At 47.4% G+C, this 16,344-nt stretch carries 14 protein-coding genes; 5 read left to right on the top strand and 9 right to left on the bottom strand.

Annotation, left to right across the window (positions count from 1 at the left end):
* Positions 1-26 precede the first annotated feature (26 nt).
* The 3 genes from QUA44_RS05195 to QUA44_RS05205 form a co-directional block, all read right to left on the bottom strand.
* Positions 27-1,616, bottom strand: a complete 1,590-nt coding sequence (locus QUA44_RS05195) for a hypothetical protein (protein WP_333251888.1) — start codon at positions 1,614-1,616, stop codon at positions 27-29.
* 187 nt (positions 1,617-1,803) lie between these two features.
* Complete coding sequence (locus QUA44_RS05200) at positions 1,804-2,571, bottom strand: YebC/PmpR family DNA-binding transcriptional regulator (RefSeq protein WP_333251887.1); 768 nt, start codon at positions 2,569-2,571, stop codon at positions 1,804-1,806.
* A gap of 115 nt (positions 2,572-2,686) precedes the next feature.
* The gene (locus QUA44_RS05205; protein ID WP_333251886.1) at positions 2,687-3,325 is read right to left on the bottom strand and encodes a histidine phosphatase family protein; all 639 of its coding nucleotides are present in this window, start codon (positions 3,323-3,325) and stop codon (positions 2,687-2,689) included.
* A gap of 130 nt (positions 3,326-3,455) precedes the next feature.
* On the opposite strand from QUA44_RS05205, the gene QUA44_RS05210 reads away from it, so the two are divergent.
* Both QUA44_RS05210 and QUA44_RS05215 read left to right on the top strand, forming a co-directional pair.
* Positions 3,456-3,791, top strand: coding sequence for a hypothetical protein (locus tag QUA44_RS05210; protein ID WP_333251885.1), 336 nt, complete (start codon positions 3,456-3,458; stop codon positions 3,789-3,791).
* Entirely contained in the window at positions 3,779-4,069 is a 291-nt protein-coding gene (locus tag QUA44_RS05215) for a type II toxin-antitoxin system RelE/ParE family toxin (protein WP_333093098.1), read from the top strand. The genes QUA44_RS05210 and QUA44_RS05215 overlap by 13 nt, the downstream gene beginning before the upstream one ends.
* A gap of 39 nt (positions 4,070-4,108) precedes the next feature.
* On the opposite strand, the gene QUA44_RS05220 is transcribed toward QUA44_RS05215, so the two are convergent.
* Complete coding sequence (locus tag QUA44_RS05220; RefSeq protein ID WP_333251884.1) at positions 4,109-4,792, bottom strand: class I SAM-dependent methyltransferase; 684 nt, start codon at positions 4,790-4,792, stop codon at positions 4,109-4,111.
* Positions 4,793-5,125: 333 nt separating this feature from the next.
* On the opposite strand from QUA44_RS05220, the gene QUA44_RS05225 reads away from it, so the two are divergent.
* Entirely contained in the window at positions 5,126-6,988 is a 1,863-nt protein-coding gene (locus QUA44_RS05225) for a polysaccharide biosynthesis/export family protein (RefSeq protein WP_333251883.1), read from the top strand.
* Between the two features lie 561 nt (positions 6,989-7,549).
* Here QUA44_RS05225 and larE read toward each other — a convergent pair.
* From larE to fraC, 5 genes are all read right to left on the bottom strand, one after another.
* Positions 7,550-8,410 carry an ATP-dependent sacrificial sulfur transferase LarE gene (gene larE / locus QUA44_RS05230; RefSeq protein ID WP_333251882.1) on the bottom strand — a complete coding sequence of 287 codons (861 nt, stop codon included), beginning with the start codon at positions 8,408-8,410 and terminating at the stop codon, positions 7,550-7,552.
* 136 nt (positions 8,411-8,546) lie between these two features.
* Positions 8,547-9,347: a Uma2 family endonuclease gene (locus QUA44_RS05235; protein ID WP_333251881.1), complete on the bottom strand. Its 801-nt coding sequence runs from the start codon at positions 9,345-9,347 to the stop codon at positions 8,547-8,549.
* A 157-nt stretch (positions 9,348-9,504) separates the two neighbouring features.
* Positions 9,505-10,278 (bottom strand): ABC transporter permease, encoded by a 774-nt coding sequence (locus QUA44_RS05240; protein WP_333251880.1) that lies wholly within the window; start codon positions 10,276-10,278, stop codon positions 9,505-9,507.
* Between the two features lie 217 nt (positions 10,279-10,495).
* Entirely contained in the window at positions 10,496-11,494 is a 999-nt protein-coding gene (locus QUA44_RS05245; RefSeq protein WP_333251879.1) for a DUF5357 family protein, read from the bottom strand.
* A gap of 5 nt (positions 11,495-11,499) precedes the next feature.
* On the bottom strand, positions 11,500-12,018 hold the full coding sequence (fraC, locus tag QUA44_RS05250; protein ID WP_333251878.1) for a filament integrity protein FraC: 519 nt from the start codon (positions 12,016-12,018) through the stop codon (positions 11,500-11,502).
* A 227-nt stretch (positions 12,019-12,245) separates the two neighbouring features.
* Here fraC and QUA44_RS05255 point away from each other — a divergent pair, with 227 nt between their 5' ends.
* Entirely contained in the window at positions 12,246-13,379 is a 1,134-nt protein-coding gene (locus QUA44_RS05255) for a cob(I)yrinic acid a,c-diamide adenosyltransferase (RefSeq protein ID WP_333251877.1), read from the top strand.
* 620 nt (positions 13,380-13,999) lie between these two features.
* Entirely contained in the window at positions 14,000-15,988 is a 1,989-nt protein-coding gene (locus QUA44_RS05260; RefSeq protein WP_333251876.1) for a calcium-binding protein, read from the top strand.
* The last annotated feature ends 356 nt before the right edge of the window (positions 15,989-16,344 follow it).

A 16,344-nucleotide genomic window follows, 5' to 3' on the forward strand; every position in this document is an offset into this window, starting at 1 on the left:
TTATTAGTAGAAGCAGAATCAGAAGATCAAGAGGGAATTTGTGATGCAGCTTGGACTTCAGTTTGTGCTTCAGTGGGTGGCGATACCGCATCCTCGATCAAAGTTGGCGGGGCTTGTTTTTTCGCTTGCTTTCTTTTGCTCAAAACAGCCCGTTGAATTGTCAGCAAAATTTTTCCCTCTTGTTCATTAATTTCACCGTCAGCCTCGATGATCTCAGTGCATCGCTTTAAAAGTGGTTCGGCAAAGTCAAGTTCGAGTTGTGCGAGTAAAATATCCAACTTGGGAAGCAATTTAGACTTATTTGTCACAGCTTCAATCTCAGCTAAAGTCCTGGGATTTAAATTCGTTGCTTGTAATTCCGGTAATAACTGATCCCATCGGGTAAATTTTTGGCTGGCATAGACGACATACACCAAAATCCAATCCATTACGGTTTGTTGTGCGATCGCTTTTTCTAAATATTGCTCACTTTCCGCTTGCAATACCTCTCGTAAATCTCCCAGCTTAGTTTCGATTTTCGAGGAATCGAGATGCGCCTCATAAAACCGACAAGCACCGTATCCCAGCGCGTAAATCATTGCTGCACTGGCGCTAGCATTAATCACGGCACCCGCCAAGGGAATATTGCTGACAAGGGTAACTCCAGCTTCGATCGCTAAATTGCTCCCCAAGGATAAACCGAAAATAGCGACAACTTCTTTTTGGCGATCGCTCGATCGCAAATCCATTCCATAGGCAGCAGCAATTTGATAAACCAACTCGGCAGATAACGCCGTAATTGCCGCTAAATCCATGCCAGCCAAAGCCAAAGCCGTGCCGGGGACTAAACTGCTAGCCAAGCCAGTTCCTGCCGCTAGCAAGGCTTTTTGCACCATCAAGTGATGTGCAATCTCTTGGGGTTTCTCGTGAGGATATTGGCGCTGTAACTCTCGAACTTTCGCCTCGGCCTTCACGACATCAACTTTATTGATCGCATTAACTAACCAGTCGATTTTGAAATTTTCAGTCAGTTTTTTCAAGATAGGACTTTGGGAAATCGAACCGAGGGCTGAACCGAAAAAATTGGGAACTTGCAGTGCTGCACTTCCAGCACTCGCCGCTGCATTCCCCACAGCACTTGCGGTATTAACGATCGCACTTCCGGCACTGCCTGCTGCATTCCCCACCGCACTCGCCGTATTAACAATCGCACCTCCGGCACTCGCCGCCGCACTCCCTACCGCACTCGCCGTATCAACAATGGCACTTCCGGCACTGCCTGCTGCATTCCCCACCGCACTCGCCGTATTAACAAAAATCGCACTTCCAGCACTGCCGGCTGCATTCCCCACCGCACTAGCCGTATCAACAATCGCACTTCCAGCACTCGCCGCCGCATTCCCTACCGCACTCGCCGTATTAACAAAAATCGCACTTCCAGCACTCGCCGCCGCACTCCCTACCGCACTCGCGCTTGCAGAGACGGCTCCGAAAACGGAACCGAACCAATTGGATGTATCCTCTGGTTTAGCCTGCACATCCGATTTGGATCGATCGCTAATTTCTGCTACTTCGGTTGCTGATGGAAGTTCTTCTGAGTCGCTGCTGTCTGGGTTGATTTTGTTTTTATCTGGCATGGGTTTATACCATTTATAAAAAAGGTGGGTACAAAAAAATAGTAGATTTGTTTCCTTAGTTCTTGAAAATAACAGGTGCGTCGCTATTAAATTGTCGCTCTTTTTTGATGATTGTTGATGGCGACGCACCTACGAATTTTGCTAGTCATGGATGCGGACTAAAGTCCTCACTACGAACCAAGAGAGTTTAAGTCATACTCAAAGACATCAATTCATCGGTCATTTCAAAATTAGCCGTTACGCTTTGCACGTCGTCCAAATCTTCCAGCGCATCCATTAACTTAAGGAGCGATTTGGCTTTTTCAGGAGTTTCTATTTCAACTGTATTGCTCGGAATCCAGCGATTTTCTGACTGCAAAACTGTAAAATTTTGTTGCTTTAAAACATCAGCAAGCTTTTCCAAATTAGGCACACTTGTAAAAACCTCTGCACCTTCAGTATCCTCATCAATTAATATCAAATCATAGGATTCTGCTTCGGCTTCTAGGGAAGCTTCAAACAATTGTTCCTCATCAATCTGGCCGCTGATCGTACAAACTCCTTTGTGGTCAAACATCCAGCCCACACAACCAGTTTCGCCCAAATTGCCGCCATTTTTACTAAAAGCTTCTCGCAAGTCAGCCGCCGTGCGGTTGCGGTTGTCTGTCAGCGCTTCAATCAGAATCGCAACTCCGCCAATACCGTAACCTTCGTAGCGAATAGCTTCTAATTCCGAACTTCCCCCGGCTAAACCGGCACCTTTGGCGATCGCCCTTTCGATGTTTTCACTAGGAATATCAGCCGCCTTGGCTTTTTCAATAGCAGTCCGCAGTTGAAAATTGCCAGCGGGATCGGGAACTCCGCTGCGGGCGGCGACAATTATTTCGCGAGATATTCTAGCAAAAACCTTGCCTTTAGCGGAATCAACTCTCGCTTTTTGGCGTTTAATAGTCGCCCATTTACTGTGTCCAGACATACTGATTTAAGATTTTGAATTTATAATGTGCGATCGACATCAAATAAACGTAGGGTGCGGAGTGTGCACCTTACACACATAGCATAAAATGCGATTTTTTGCACGAATTTCAACTTTAATTAAAGCGAACAACAGCTTGAGTGTCGGTGAGGTGGGAAGTATCGCCATTAAGTGCGATCGACCATTCGTCCTCACCCCGCACCACTTTCACCAAACAGCACAGAGAAGCGTTAATTTCCGTTTCAACACCGCCGGCCAGCCCGATCGCACTTCCCAAAACCGAAGCACCGTGACCTACTAATAACATATCTTCGGGAAACTCAGCCGCGAGGCGTTTAGCAGTTTCCCCCGCCCTTTTGAGACAAACTTCTCCGGTTTCGGGATAATTAGCAATACCGCCTTTGTAGGAAGCATCAACCCTCGGAAAACGCCTGCACAAATCTTCGACAGATTCAGTTTCCGGCATTTCAGTCATCCATTCAGGATTCAGCCATTCGCACAGTCCCCACTCTAGTTTAATTGACAAATCGAGAGCTTCCGCCGCGTGATTTGCAGTTTGGACAGTTCGCAGAAAAGGGGAAGCGAAAATGTGAGAAATTCCTTCACCTTTGAGGCGATTGGCGAGTTGTTTGGCTTGAACGTGACCGTCTTCGGAAAGGTGCGGATCGTAGCGGTGTTCTGCGGTGAGAAACCAGTCGGGGTTAACGAAGTCGATGCGGTTTCCGTGTCGTGCGATCCAGACTGTTTGCGGCATTAGTTCTTGTTAAGTTGGCTGCGGGCGATTTCTATTAAAGTCTTTAATTTATTTTACCGTACTGTGCGTTATAATCATCGCAACTATTTGACATTGCGCTAGAATTGAATCAGTCACTCTCTATGATCCAATGGCTCAATCTATAAAGCAACTCCACGCCCAAATTCAGGTCATGCCTAGCGATGCAGTTAAGGCGATCGTGCTTTCATGGCTGAATCTGTCCAACGCTAATCTCAGCGACTTTGAACGCTTAATCGCAGAAATTGTGGAGGAAAATGAGGGATATCAGTGGGGAGAAATTGATACAGCAAACCAGTTTTACCCCCTTAGCGAAGAACAAACCATCGCAAGCAGTCTCTCCGTCTTGGAAGATTACCAGACTAGCAAGATAGGTGTTTCTGGCGATCGGGTTAAGGAATGGGCCGATAGTTTAGGAAGCGATCGCGAATTGCCATGCCCTCAGTAATTTGGACACCCCCAGCCCTAGCAGCACTCGATCGGCATCGCCAATTCCTGGCCGAAACTGACCCCAATCTTGCGGTTAAAGCGATTCAAAAGATTGTAGAGGTGGCAGAAAGTTTGCAGACATATCCACAAAGAGGTGCGATCGTTGAACAAGCCCCTGGTCTGCGCAAACTAATTGTGACCTTTGGGAAAGTGGGTTTTGTTCTACATTACGCTATCCTAAACGATGAAGTCCTAATTTTGCAAATTTATCACGGACGACAACAGCGTCCAACCTGAGTTGTGCAGACGAAAGTTTATAAAGACGCGATTTAGCAGTCACTTGGTAACTCGCAGCATCTTATTTCCGCCTTTTTGAAACTCATAGGGAGCCTCTTGAACTTCCACACGAAAACTTCTATTTTTCAATTCGGCAATAATTGGATTTAAGTGCTCGGATTCCTCCCCGCTAAAACTCTGCAACAGCGGAAATACCCGCACTTCCTTTGCAACCCGACACATTTCTGTAATTGCTTCTATATGAAACTCTTCCGAAAGCAGATGAGAATAAGCAAATAAGAAATGGCTGCACAAAGCTAAATCAAATTGACCGTTCTCGAAAGGTAAAACTGGCAATTCAGCATTTATGTAGCGGCCTTGCTCCAAACCAGAGGGAAAATCTGCTAAAAATTCCTGCATCGCCTTCATCCGCACTTCGCCTAGCTGGTACGGCGATTCAAAATTGTTCCACAAATAGCCGTCTACATTTGCCTTAACGCCCTCAATCACAGTTTGATATGTTTCTTGGATGCGATCGCCAATTTCCACCGCCGTAAACTGATAAACTGGATCGCAAGAAATTACTTTTTTACCTTGGCGAGTCATTTCGGCATTGAAACTCGCCGGGCCGCCCGCACAATCAAGAATTGCCAGCTTGAGGTCACTTGAGGTCAAGCTAAACATTCCTATGTATTCATCCAAGCAGCGTCCCCAGGGAATTACTTTATCCAATTTTAGTGACACTTGTCTTTGTCCTGCAGATAGAATTATCTAATATTTTACCTCAAATCAGGGTGGTTTTTTCCTATCTCCTTTCTGTGGCGGGTTGATTTGTATCCCGAGTTATGTATGAAGAATTTTGCTCAAACGAGATCCTAATCCTGACAACAGTTGGCGGGCTTTACACTTTCTTTACAAAGAAGCGGCAAAATAGTTAAGTGCGATCGCACAATTTTTATGCTTGCACCTGTGGATTTTGCAGCGCAGCGAGGCTACACTGGACAGCAGGGAAAATAAACTAAAATCCACTAGCTAAATTGCTCTTGTTCATTGGCAGGCTGCAACCAGGGAAGAAAGATGAAACATACCATTCAAACCGCTACAAGTCTGAGTTTGTCAGCACTCCTGGTGCTATTAAGTTCGCTGCCCAGTAGAGCTCAGTTGCCTGCCGTCAGAACTCCTGCAGCTACTCCTACCCCAAACCGGCCGAGAGTACCGCCCCCGCCTCTTCCGGGTTCGAGTTTGCCACCGAGCGGCAATCTTGGTTCGCTCACACAAGAAGCAGCTTATACTTTAGGATCGGGCGATCGCATTGCTTTAGATATTTTTGGCGTCCCTGAATTCAGCAAGGAATATCAAGTGTTAGTTGATGGGACACTCAATTTGCCAATCATTCGCAGCGTCTCAATTCAAGGGTTGACGCTGCAACAAGCCGCTAATGTGATTACCCAGCGATACGAACCCTTCATCAATGTTCCCGTTGTTACCGTGACTGTGATCGTCGCTCGCCCCCTAAATATAGGTCTTGCCGGTGAAGTTACTCGCCCGGGTTCCTACAAGATTAATCCCACTAGAGAAGGAGGAGGAGTAAAATTCCCGACTTTGATGGAAATGCTGCAACTTGCACAAGGGGTGACATCAGCAGGAGATATGCGAAATGTCCAAATTCGTCGTCCCCGCAGGGGCGCGCCGGAGCAAGTTACTAATGTTGATTTGCAGGATTTTTTAGACACGGGAAATTTGCGTCAAGATGTCACGATTCGAGATGGAGATACAATTTTTGTACCGACAGCAAGGGCCCTGAATACTCAAGAAGTTCGTCAAAGAGCCAGTGCTAATTTTTCCGCTGATATTACTAAACCAATTGGCGTGGTAATTGTCGGGGAAGTAAACCGGCCGGGGCCTTATACTGTATTTGCTTCGGATGTGCGATCGAGCAACCAACAAACCGAGTTGAGTTTTGTATCTATCGACCAACAGCAAGGAGCAGTTGTAGGCTTACCAACAATAACTAGAGCACTGAAAATTGCTGGTGGTATCACTACAGAAGCTGACATTCGCCGCGTGCAAATCCGCCGCCGAGTCAGAGGTGGCAACGAACAAACTATCATGGTAAATCTGTGGGATTTGCTGCAAAAAGGCGACACAACTCAAGATATTTTGCTGCAAGAAGGAGATAGCGTCATTATCCCGAGTGCAGCTACTGTAGATGTAGCTGAAGTTTCTCAAGTCGCAAATAGCAGTTTTTCTCCGAACGCGATTAGCATCAATATTGTAGGAGAAGTAATTAGGCCTGGGGCTTTGCAGGTGCGGCCTAGTACATCCCTGCACCAAGCTTTGCTGACCGCAGGCAGTTTCAATCAATTGCGGGCTAAAAAAGACAGAGTGGAACTATTGCGTTTGAACCCCAACGGTACTGTTTCTCGCCGCACGATAGAGGTGGATTTTGCTCAAGGGTTGAATCCTGAAAATAACCCAATTCTGCGCAACGAGGATGTGATTCTGGTAGCGCGATCGGGCTATGCTAGGGTAGGAGACAATATCAACAGTTTCTTACAGCCGATCGCAGGAGCTGCAACGGGGATCAGCGCTGTTAGCGGCGTTCTTACTGGGTTTCAAACAACTATCAACGCTTTTCAAAACTTATTTTTGGGAGGGGATTTCGAGCGAAAAAATCAGCTCAGACAGATTCGCGAACAACGTCAAGACAGACAAGAGCAACGTGAAGACAGACTGCTAGAAAGAGAGCTACAACGTGAAGAAAGACAGCGGCAAGCTGAAGACAGACTGCTGCAATTTGAAGACAGACGCTTGCAACTCGAAGACAGACAGAGGCAGATAAATGTTGAAAATCAGCAACTTCAACTTCAGCAGCAGCAACTTCAGCTCCAAAATCAGCAGCAAATGCAGCCACAGCAAATTCAGCCAACTACTCCTTGATAAGACTCGGGCGTTGAAAGTTAGCCACCCTCTTGATGAATCGGCGGTTGAAACCGCTGCATAGAGTCAAACGAAGTCCACGCGGACTAAGAAATAAAAGGGGTATTAAAACCGGATTTGCTATGACATGGCACATCCCAAATCTACGGCAAACATCCTAGGCGTTGCTGATTTACGGTATGAAAAGCTAAATAGGACCCTCATAGAAACCAGTATCCACAAAGCTTTTGGATTTTAAAGAGATTTTTTTTCATACCCTGATTAAGCAACGCCTGAGATTGCTTCACTGAGTTCGCTGGGCGACAGAAATACGTTACTTTTGCGTAAGTCCTGTAATCCTCACAATTCGAGCCTTGAAAGCTATAAGTGGCTACATCAAAGTTCAGTTGACAGTTGACAGTTGATAGTTGATAGCGACCTCTACCTGGAAAGAAGAGGATTGGAGTAATGAATAGTCTTCTTTTAATTTCTCCCTACAAGGCTTGGGGCTTTAAACCAATTTTTTTTGGTAAAGGTTCGATGGAGATTGATCCCCTGTGTTCATGTCCCAAACTACATCAATCATGAGAAATTTTTTGCATTATAGAAAATTAATCCACCTTTCCCACCCAAAAGCTCAGGTTGCAAAACCTGATTTAATTTGCCGCTGCGAAACCCCTCCAAATCCAAAGTCGCGTACACAAAACCAAACTCCTGAAACACCGCCACCAATGCAGGCAAATCCGTATTTACCACAAACTCCTGAATCTCCTCTGCGGGTAACTCAATGCGGGCCGTATCTCCATCCGATCGCACTCGCAAATTTTTCAGTCCCAACTGTCGCAAATAGCGTTCAGCGCGCCCCACTCTTTGCAACTTTCCCACGGTGATTTCTTCGCCGTAAGGAAAGCGCGAACTCAGACAAGGTTGAGCGGGTTTGTCCCACCAAGGCAAACCCAATTCTTTTGCCAATTGCCGCACTTCAAATTTAGTCATGCCTACTTCTGCTAAAGGCGATCGCGCGCCGCGTTCTTTCGCAGCCTGAATTCCGGGACGGTAATCCTTTAAATCGTCACCATTAACCCCATCCACGACATAAGGATAACCCTTTGCTAGTGCTAAGGGTTTCAAAGTATCGTGCAGTTCGCTTTTGCAGAAATAGCAGCGGTTAACCGGGTTAGAAGTGTAATTGGGATTGGCCATTTCCTGAGTTTCTACTTCCTGGTGGGCAATGCCAATTTCTGCTGCTTGAATCCGCGCATCTTCTAAATCTTCTGGCAGTAAAGACGGGGAAACAGCAGTAACTGCCAAAGCGCGATCGCCCAACACATCAAAAGCTATTTTTGCCACCAAAGTGCTGTCAATTCCGCCCGAGTAGGCAATCAAAGCCCGTTCCATCTGTGCGAAAATATCTTTTAATTGTTCTAGTTTTTCTACTAACATAATTTCAACTTTTTGTTACAAACAGAGAAGTAAGAAAGCAAACTCAAGAAAGAAGGATGAAGAAAGCATATCTCGATCGGGTTCCCTTCTTCCCTCGAACCTCTTCCTTCTTCCGACTTCCATCGGACTTCTAATGCTATTCTGGATCGATACCGAGGGCTGCCAATCGAGCCAAAAGTTCTTGATTTCGCTGTCTTTCCTGTTCCAGCAGCGTCTGGGCTAACTCTTTGTCTTGCTGTTGGCGATCGGCTCGCTGGCGTTCATTTTCTGCCCGCTGGCGTTCATTTTCTGCCCTTTCTTCCGGCCACAAAAGCAGTTCTCCTTCAGCATTCCACCAGCGCAGCCAATATCCCGTTCTACCTTCGCGAGTTCCCTGCCAAACCCCCAAAAATAGATTTAATCCAGGTATTAAATAACGGCCGTTTTCATCAGGATTTTGATTCTCATAACGCTCGGATTCAAGCGCATAAACTTCTATTCTGCCTGTATGCGGCCGAAAAATGACATAGCGAGGAACTTTGATTACTTGTTCGTAAAAAAACCACTTGCCGATTTCTTCTGTGTGTTCGACAGAGTATTCGTCGCCGTAAGTAGCTGATAGAAATTCCATCACTACAAAAGGAACTGTTCCTTCGGTATGAGGCGTGTAACTGCGGCGGGGATAGTTGTGAGGCCTCTTTTGAACCGGCTGCACGTACATCCAGTCTGGGGCTTTGCAAATAGTGCGATCGTCAATTGCAGCGCACAAAGCAAAATTAGAAACTATGAGTGCGTCTTGCATTAGTTCGGGGGAATCCACTACAGACTGGCGCAAACCGTTAGCTAGCAAGGGATGGTCTATATCGTCTACAGGGTCGTCTGGTAGGATGAAATCATCGGGAAGCAGCGGCCAAGTAATCTTGAGCTGCGATATCGGTTTGTGAATTACAGTAGTCATAAGTCACCTCATTTTACCAATAAAAGTTTAAGTTTTAGTCGAGATGGGCGATCGATAACCTTGTCTATATCTTAGCGCGCTAATTCGATAAAATTGGTTCGCAGTCAGGACTTTAGTCCTCCCAATCCTAGGACTAAAGTCCGATGCTGCGAACTGTTTAAAATTCCCTACGGGAAAATATGGCGATCGCAATTGACAACAACAGCACCACATACACCAAACCGTAGCCAGCATCTGTAATCAAACCTGCCAAGTAAGGAACTTGTCCGTAAACAGCATCGTTTCTCAAATTGAATCTGGCTAAATCCGGCAAAACCAGATAAAGTCCCATCATCAATTGTTCAAGGCCAGGATTTTTAGTTAACTTGCCCAACGCCACTAAATCCCGCGTCGAATGTCCCATTAAATAAACGCCAAATGTCAGTAAAGTTGCCAGCAGCGAACTGCTAAAAACCCCAAATAAAATCCCGACACCGGCCATGAGACACAGCTCAAACCAGACAAACAACGAAGCGATTAAAATGCTTTCCAAAGGGAAAGGAATGCGGCTCAAACTCAGAATAGCCAGATAGATAACAGTCATTGCCGCTACAAGCACCGCCAGCACCGCCGACAGCCCTAAGTGCTTGCCCACAATTAACTCAGCCCGGCTTATCGGCTTAGCAATTAACAGGTAAACAGTCCGCTTTTCTATTTCTTTGTTGACCAATCCGGTAGCCACAAAAACTGTGGCAATTAGACCGAGGAGGCTCATAGCAGCCAAACCGACATCTAAGATAATTTTCTTCTCGGTTGTCGCCGCCAATTCCGGTATCAACCGTACCGAGGCTCCCATCAACAGAGCAAAAATAATAATTAAGTAAAGGATGCGATCGCGAATTACTTCCCAAAATACATTGGTCGCGACTGTCAAGATTCTTCTTAAATTCATCTAGTTATTAACCCGCTGGAAACTTTCGCCATACTTTAATATAAGGAAGAAGGAAGAAGGAAGAAGGAAGAGGGAAGAGGGAAGAGGGAAGAGGGAAGAAGGAAGAGGGAAGAGGGAAGAAAGAGGATTTTTTCCATCTCAGACTCTCAGGCGCTCCCACTCTCAGACTCTCCCACTCTCCCGCTATACCGATCGCAATTAGTTAACAGAGACAGAATCAAACTTGACTGTCCCCCGGCGTTCCATCTTTTTTCTGTCCGGGTTGAGAGCGTTTGATGGCACCGCAGGTTACAGTCGCCCTATTGGCTATCGCGAACACCTCGCAAGATTTGGTAAACGAATATATTTCCGGTCTAAAAACCAATCCCAGCCAAGTTGCCTGCATCTCTAACTGATAGCGGGACTCTCCTTGGACGATCGAAGTTTTGACATCCCACCTCGCATCTTCTGCGACTACCCCAGTTGTTTTTAAGGCTTGATTCCGCAGAAAAAATCGCTCGTTGTCAATATCTATTAACATTTGCTCTACTTGCGCCCACGGTTTTGTGCGGGCTTCATTTTGCAGGTATCGCTCCATTTCATTGAGGATAACAACTCCTCTGGAGCGATTAATAGTTGGCTGTTGAAATGTCACCACATAATCGCTTTGCCTCAAATCCTGAGATAAAACGCTCGGATACTGTTGTATCCAACCTTGAATTAAAAAGTGAAAAGTAAACCAACAGGAAAACAGCAGGTGAACTAGAGTAATCATCAAAAACTGAGGGCGCATCAACTCGCTGATACTTTCCCGTTTTGAATCGCTCTTCCAAACCCTTATGATAGCAAGAATTACTACTGCTATAATTGGTCCGGATATCCATGCTATTTCCTTCCTATCCGACGGCAATCTTATCAGTAACCACAAGCCAATTAAGATGCTTGTCACCCACGGACTCAGACTTACTCCTTTAATCACAAAAGGTTGCTGGCTGGTCAGCAAACCCATTGAAAGTGTAAAAAATAACCAGCTCATATCAAAAAGCAGAGTTCTCGTCCGCCAGTCAGTGACTGCCGCCACTGTCAGCAAAGCTAAAAAGATGCTGAGCAGTAAAGGAGTCTTCCAGTGGACAACTTTAGGCGGAATCATCGCCTTTTGGATTTTTTTATTGGTTTCCCAAAGGTTGTTCGTCAGCTTAGTGAGTTGCTGAGTGGCATCAAAAAATTGCTTCATCATAAATTTCAATAGACGCTTTGCAAAAACAACACGGTTAAAATAACGACATTGCTAACAGTGTGGGCGATTAAAATTCCTCCAAACTGGGTAGTTACTTGAAAAGTTTTTTTGGGAGGACGGCGGGTGAGGGTGGGTGGTCCTAAAAACTGAGGTTTGGAAGCTTTTTTATTGCCTAAAACCATGTTTTCTATGAATTCTAATCCCTGCCATTTAGCTAGAAAAGTCACTGCTAATACTGAGACTGCTATCATAGTTATTGGAGCGTAAACATTATCCCCACGTCCTAATAAAATATAACCGATAAGCTGTTCCCGCAAATCTTTGGGAAGAACGCTTTCAATGCCGAAGAAAACTAACCAGCCTACGAAAGTGCAAGATAGATTGAGGATGGCTGTATATTCAATGCTAGTTTTGGGGCCGAGTTTAAGTAGTTTTTGCAAAAACCACGATTCGATCGCGATCGCCAAAAACATAATTAAAATTTGCACCAAAACAGTCCGAAATGGGAAAACACTCGCAATCATAAGCCTTTAGGTATATCAGTCCGTGTTAAATTTTAATTGTACAGCACAAACGGAATAATCTTAACCAGAGGTTTGAGCACCTGATTGCGTTAAATCGCTGCTTAAAAGATTGGGGGTTAGAACTTATCGTATAATCTGTTGAGATCCGCCAACAGAATGGAAAAATTAAACATTCAAGGCGCGCGATCGAATACCCACCCCGCTACAGACTCAAACAACTGCTGATTATGGTAAGGAATGGCATTGGTATTCGGACAGCCTCATCCCGGTCGGAACGCGCCGCGGGTCAGATTCACGTCTACGACGGCGCTGGTAAAGGCAAGTCTCAGGCAGCTTTGGGAGTAGTGTTGCGGTCGATCGGGCTGGGTATCAATTCTGACTCGCCCACGCGAGTCTTGTTGCTGCGCTTTCTCAAAGGCCCCGGCCGCTCCTACGACGAAGACGGGGCAATAGAAGCCTTGCAACGGGCATTTCCGCACTTAATCGACCAAGTGCGTACCGGCAGAGCCGAATATTTTGGGGCCGAAGCAATCACCCGCTTCGATCGCGCCGAAGCTCAGCGAGGGTGGGATATCGCCAAAGGAGCGATCGCCAGCGAGCTCTATTCCGTGGTGGTGCTAGACGAACTAAACCCCGTATTGGACTTGGGTTTGCTGCCAGTTGACGAAGTAGTCCAAACCCTCAAAAACAAACCAGAATATTTAGAAGTCATCGCCACAGGCCGAGCGGCCCCGGAAGCTTTGCTGGAGATTGCCGACTTACACTCAGAAATGAAGCCCCACTATCACCCCGCAGCGGCAGAGCATAATATTTCCGGTATCGAAATATACACTGGAGCGGGTAAAGGCAAGTCTACGAGCGCTTTGGGCAAAGCTTTGCAGGCAATAGGTAGGGGTATCAGTCAAGACCAATCTCACCGGGTGTTAATCGTGCAATGGCTCAAAGGTGGCACGGGTTATACAGAAGATGCGGCGATCGCAGCTTTGCGGCAAAGCTACCCACAGCTAGTAGACCACCAGCGGTGCGGTCGGGATGCTATAGTTTGGCGGGGGCAACAGCAAGAGCTAGACTGCATCGAAGCAGAACGCGGCTGGGAAATCGCCAAATGTGCGATCGCCAGCGGCTGGTACAAAACGATTATTCTCGACGAACTCAATCCCACAGTAGACTTAGAGCTGCTGCCAGTAGAGCCGATCGTCGAAGCCCTGCTACGCAAGCCGCGGGATACAGAAATTATTATCACCGGGCGTTGCCACAAACCCCACGCTTACTTTGACTTGGCAAGCGTACACTCCGAGGTATACTGTCACAAACACTACGGCGATCGGGGCGTAGAACTCAAGCGGGGCGTAGACTTTTAAAGCCCGGAGCGGTACGGAGGGCTGTAACATTGCTCAGGAAAACCAGGGTTTTGTAGGGGTCGTGCCCCCGTGCCGACCCTCCCCATCCACGATTTGGTAGGTGTTTGGCGAGATAGGGGCAGCCACGGGGGGCAGCCCCTACAAGAGAATGAAACAGCCCTGCAGCGGTTGGCGAGTTCGATCCAAGCCAGAATTATTAAATGACGGCCCTGCCTGGAAAACCGGAAATTGCCACAAAGCCTTGTTACCCAGTAACAAATCTCCCAATTTCCCTTGTCTTCCCGATCACCCAGATCTGCCTTTTGTAATCTTTAATTTCCTCCCCTGGACGCGATCCCCGATCGCCAATCCAGAATGGAACATTAAGAATATGAGCCACGTCTTCTTGAGCGTGAGCACCAGAGACAGCGCACCAGGATTATTAAAGGGTGAAGACATTGAAAATAAAAGCTTACAAGCAAAAAATCCGCGAGGGAGAAAGTCTAGACAGGGTTAACGCCAGTAGGCTAGACTTGCGGCTGGCAAACAGGTTAAACTACAGCGGAATCCAAACATTCGGTGTTCTAGGCAGTGTCTGTAGTCGCACCAGCGATGACCAACAAGTAGAGGAGTGAAGCTGTATGACAACTTTAAGTGACGATCCTAATCAATTAGATTTAAACCTTCCGGGACTGGGCCCGGATACAGTATTCGCCGGAGCCGGAGCGGATTTCGTTAGAACTTCCACCCTGGGCGGCAGCTTAATATTTGGCCAAGCCGATAACGATACTCTGACTTCAGTTGGCCCGGACGATACACTGTACGGCGGCGACGACGAAGATTCAATCAGATCCCAGCGGACTCCGGCTTTGCTGTTTGGCGACGGAGGCTCAGACACCATAGTCGCTGAAGCCCGCGCTACGGTGTACGGCGGTGCGGGAGAAGACTTCCTCCAAGGTACTGTCGAAGCTAACCTCATGTTTGGTAATGAGGGCGCGGATACGATGCTGGGAGGAGCGCAGAGAAGAGACTCGCTCTACGGCGGCAAGGACAATGACTCGATCGGCTTCTTCATCGCAGGCGGTGGCAACAACCTCTCCTTAGAGGGTGGTTTGGGTATTGGCTTCGCTGGCAATGAAGGCAGCAACTTCTTGCGGGGCGACTTGGGCGACGACTTGGTTGTAGGTATCAATGTAAGAGACACTCTCTTCGGCGGTAAAGGCAACGACACACTGTACGGTGTGGCCAGCAACAGCTACCTGTCGGGCGATCTTGATGACGACATCTTAGTCATTACCAACAGTACCCAAACCAGCCCATTTACTTCCGACGTGATCACGATCGGCATTGAGAGAACCACCTTGCTCGGCGGTGCCGGCAACGATTCTCTCAAAGGCGCGATCGGCGAGTTTGGCGGTGGCAGAAACTTCTTTGACGGTGGCGACGGTAACGACACAATCAACGTTTTTGCCACTTCTGATACTGCGTTGGGAGGTGCAGGCGACGACTTCATCATGTCGGCGTCGGTGCCGAATGTAATTTCGAGCGTAGGCGCCTCCAGTTCATTTCCAGGCTTCGCGGGTCGCAACTTGCTCGACGGCGGAGTAGGCAATGACACGATCGTTGCAGCTTTTGCGACTGATACAATGATCGGCGGCGAAGGCAACGACAGCTTGAGCGGTACATTTACTAACGCAGCCGGTGGAGATGGCAACGATACTATCGATGCTACCAAGGCCTTTTTTGGTGGTACTGGTACTGCTTTGATTACTCTCGAAGGCGGGCTGGGTAACGATTCGTTAATTGGCTACACCAATCCTACTACTGCCAGCAGCTTCACCGTCACCAACCTCATGAACGGTAGCGAGGGAAGTGACACCATCATCTTTGGCAGCCAGTTCGATCGCCTGATTGGCAACTTTGCGGGTAACGACTTCATCTCCTACGCTAGCAGCGTCACCTTTACCGGCACAGTCGTCAACTTGATTACCGATACTGTAGGCAGCAACTTCATTATTGGTGGCAACGGCACTGATGTGGTCACTACTGGTAACGGGGATGACATCCTGTTCGGCGACTCATTCAATGCTACCGACGCCCTCGGAGGAGCCGGGAACGATACCTTAAATGCCGGTGCCGGAAACGACACGTTGCTGGGCGGCTTTGGTAACGACAATTTGAGCGGAGGTGAAGGTAACGACTCTCTCGGTGGGGGGCCTGGTGCTGACACCCTGACTGGCGGATTGGGCAATGACAGCTTCTACTACAACAACTTCGGCGAGGGCGTCGCGGCGGGTACTACTAACGCAGACCAAATCGGCGATTTTACGATCGGGCAAGACAAGTTTATCTTCCAAATCAATAACTCCAACGGCTTCCCCAACTTGAGGGGAGTGCAAAATACGAATCGACTTTCTTCGCAGGCGTTCTTGGCGCTTGAGAGTGGGGTGTACAACAGCAGTTTTGGTCCAGCAGGGGCGGGGCCGACAGAGCCGTTCGTCTTTTATGAAAATTCAACTGGACGACTAGGATTTGACTCTGACGGTTTTGGTGGTTCTGACCCAGGCGTTACGCTGGCAATTCTGAATGGCAGACCTGGCATTACGGCTGCTGACATTACCCTGATTTAATTTGGGTAAAAGTGGGTGGGGTCGATTGTGAAACATCGCCCTACCAACTCTCAAAACTAATTGTGCTATGTTTCGAGCTGGGGATATCCATCCCTGGCTTTTTTATTGGCATTGGGCATTGGGGATTGGGCATTGGGGATTGGGCATTGGGAATCGGGCATTGGGCATTGGAAGGAAGGGGCAGTTAGCCGATGAATTTTGCCACCCACCATTAATCTTGATAAACCAGCCCCCAACTCAAAGACGATATAATTGAGATATGATTCATTCAGTTGACAGTTGACAGTTGACAGATGAGTGCGACCTCTACCTAGAAGGAAGAGGATTGGAGTAATGAATAGTTTTCTTTTAATTTC

This window comes from Microcoleus sp. N9_A2 (genome assembly GCF_036701775.1).
Taxonomy (GTDB): Bacteria; Cyanobacteriota; Cyanobacteriia; order Cyanobacteriales; family Microcoleaceae; genus Microcoleus.

Excerpts from the sequence above, each read along its gene's own strand:
- QUA44_RS05260 (WP_333251876.1), top strand. The coding sequence starts at position 14,000 with ATGACAACTTTAAGTGACGATCCTAATCAATTAGATTTAAACCTTCCG.
- QUA44_RS05245 (WP_333251879.1), bottom strand. The coding sequence starts at position 11,494 with ATGATGAAGCAATTTTTTGATGCCACTCAGCAACTCACTAAGCTGACG.
- QUA44_RS05235 (WP_333251881.1), bottom strand. The coding sequence starts at position 9,347 with ATGACTACTGTAATTCACAAACCGATATCGCAGCTCAAGATTACTTGG.
- QUA44_RS05205 (WP_333251886.1), bottom strand. The coding sequence starts at position 3,325 with ATGCCGCAAACAGTCTGGATCGCACGACACGGAAACCGCATCGACTTC.
- QUA44_RS05225 (WP_333251883.1), top strand. The coding sequence starts at position 5,126 with ATGAAACATACCATTCAAACCGCTACAAGTCTGAGTTTGTCAGCACTC.
- QUA44_RS05200 (WP_333251887.1), bottom strand. The coding sequence starts at position 2,571 with ATGTCTGGACACAGTAAATGGGCGACTATTAAACGCCAAAAAGCGAGA.
- QUA44_RS05240 (WP_333251880.1), bottom strand. The coding sequence starts at position 10,278 with ATGAATTTAAGAAGAATCTTGACAGTCGCGACCAATGTATTTTGGGAA.
- QUA44_RS05255 (WP_333251877.1), top strand. The coding sequence starts at position 12,246 with ATGGTAAGGAATGGCATTGGTATTCGGACAGCCTCATCCCGGTCGGAA.
- QUA44_RS05215 (WP_333093098.1), top strand. The coding sequence starts at position 3,779 with ATGCCCTCAGTAATTTGGACACCCCCAGCCCTAGCAGCACTCGATCGG.
- larE (WP_333251882.1), bottom strand. The coding sequence starts at position 8,410 with ATGTTAGTAGAAAAACTAGAACAATTAAAAGATATTTTCGCACAGATG.
- fraC (WP_333251878.1), bottom strand. The coding sequence starts at position 12,018 with ATGATTGCGAGTGTTTTCCCATTTCGGACTGTTTTGGTGCAAATTTTA.
- QUA44_RS05195 (WP_333251888.1), bottom strand. The coding sequence starts at position 1,616 with ATGCCAGATAAAAACAAAATCAACCCAGACAGCAGCGACTCAGAAGAA.
- QUA44_RS05210 (WP_333251885.1), top strand. The coding sequence starts at position 3,456 with ATGGCTCAATCTATAAAGCAACTCCACGCCCAAATTCAGGTCATGCCT.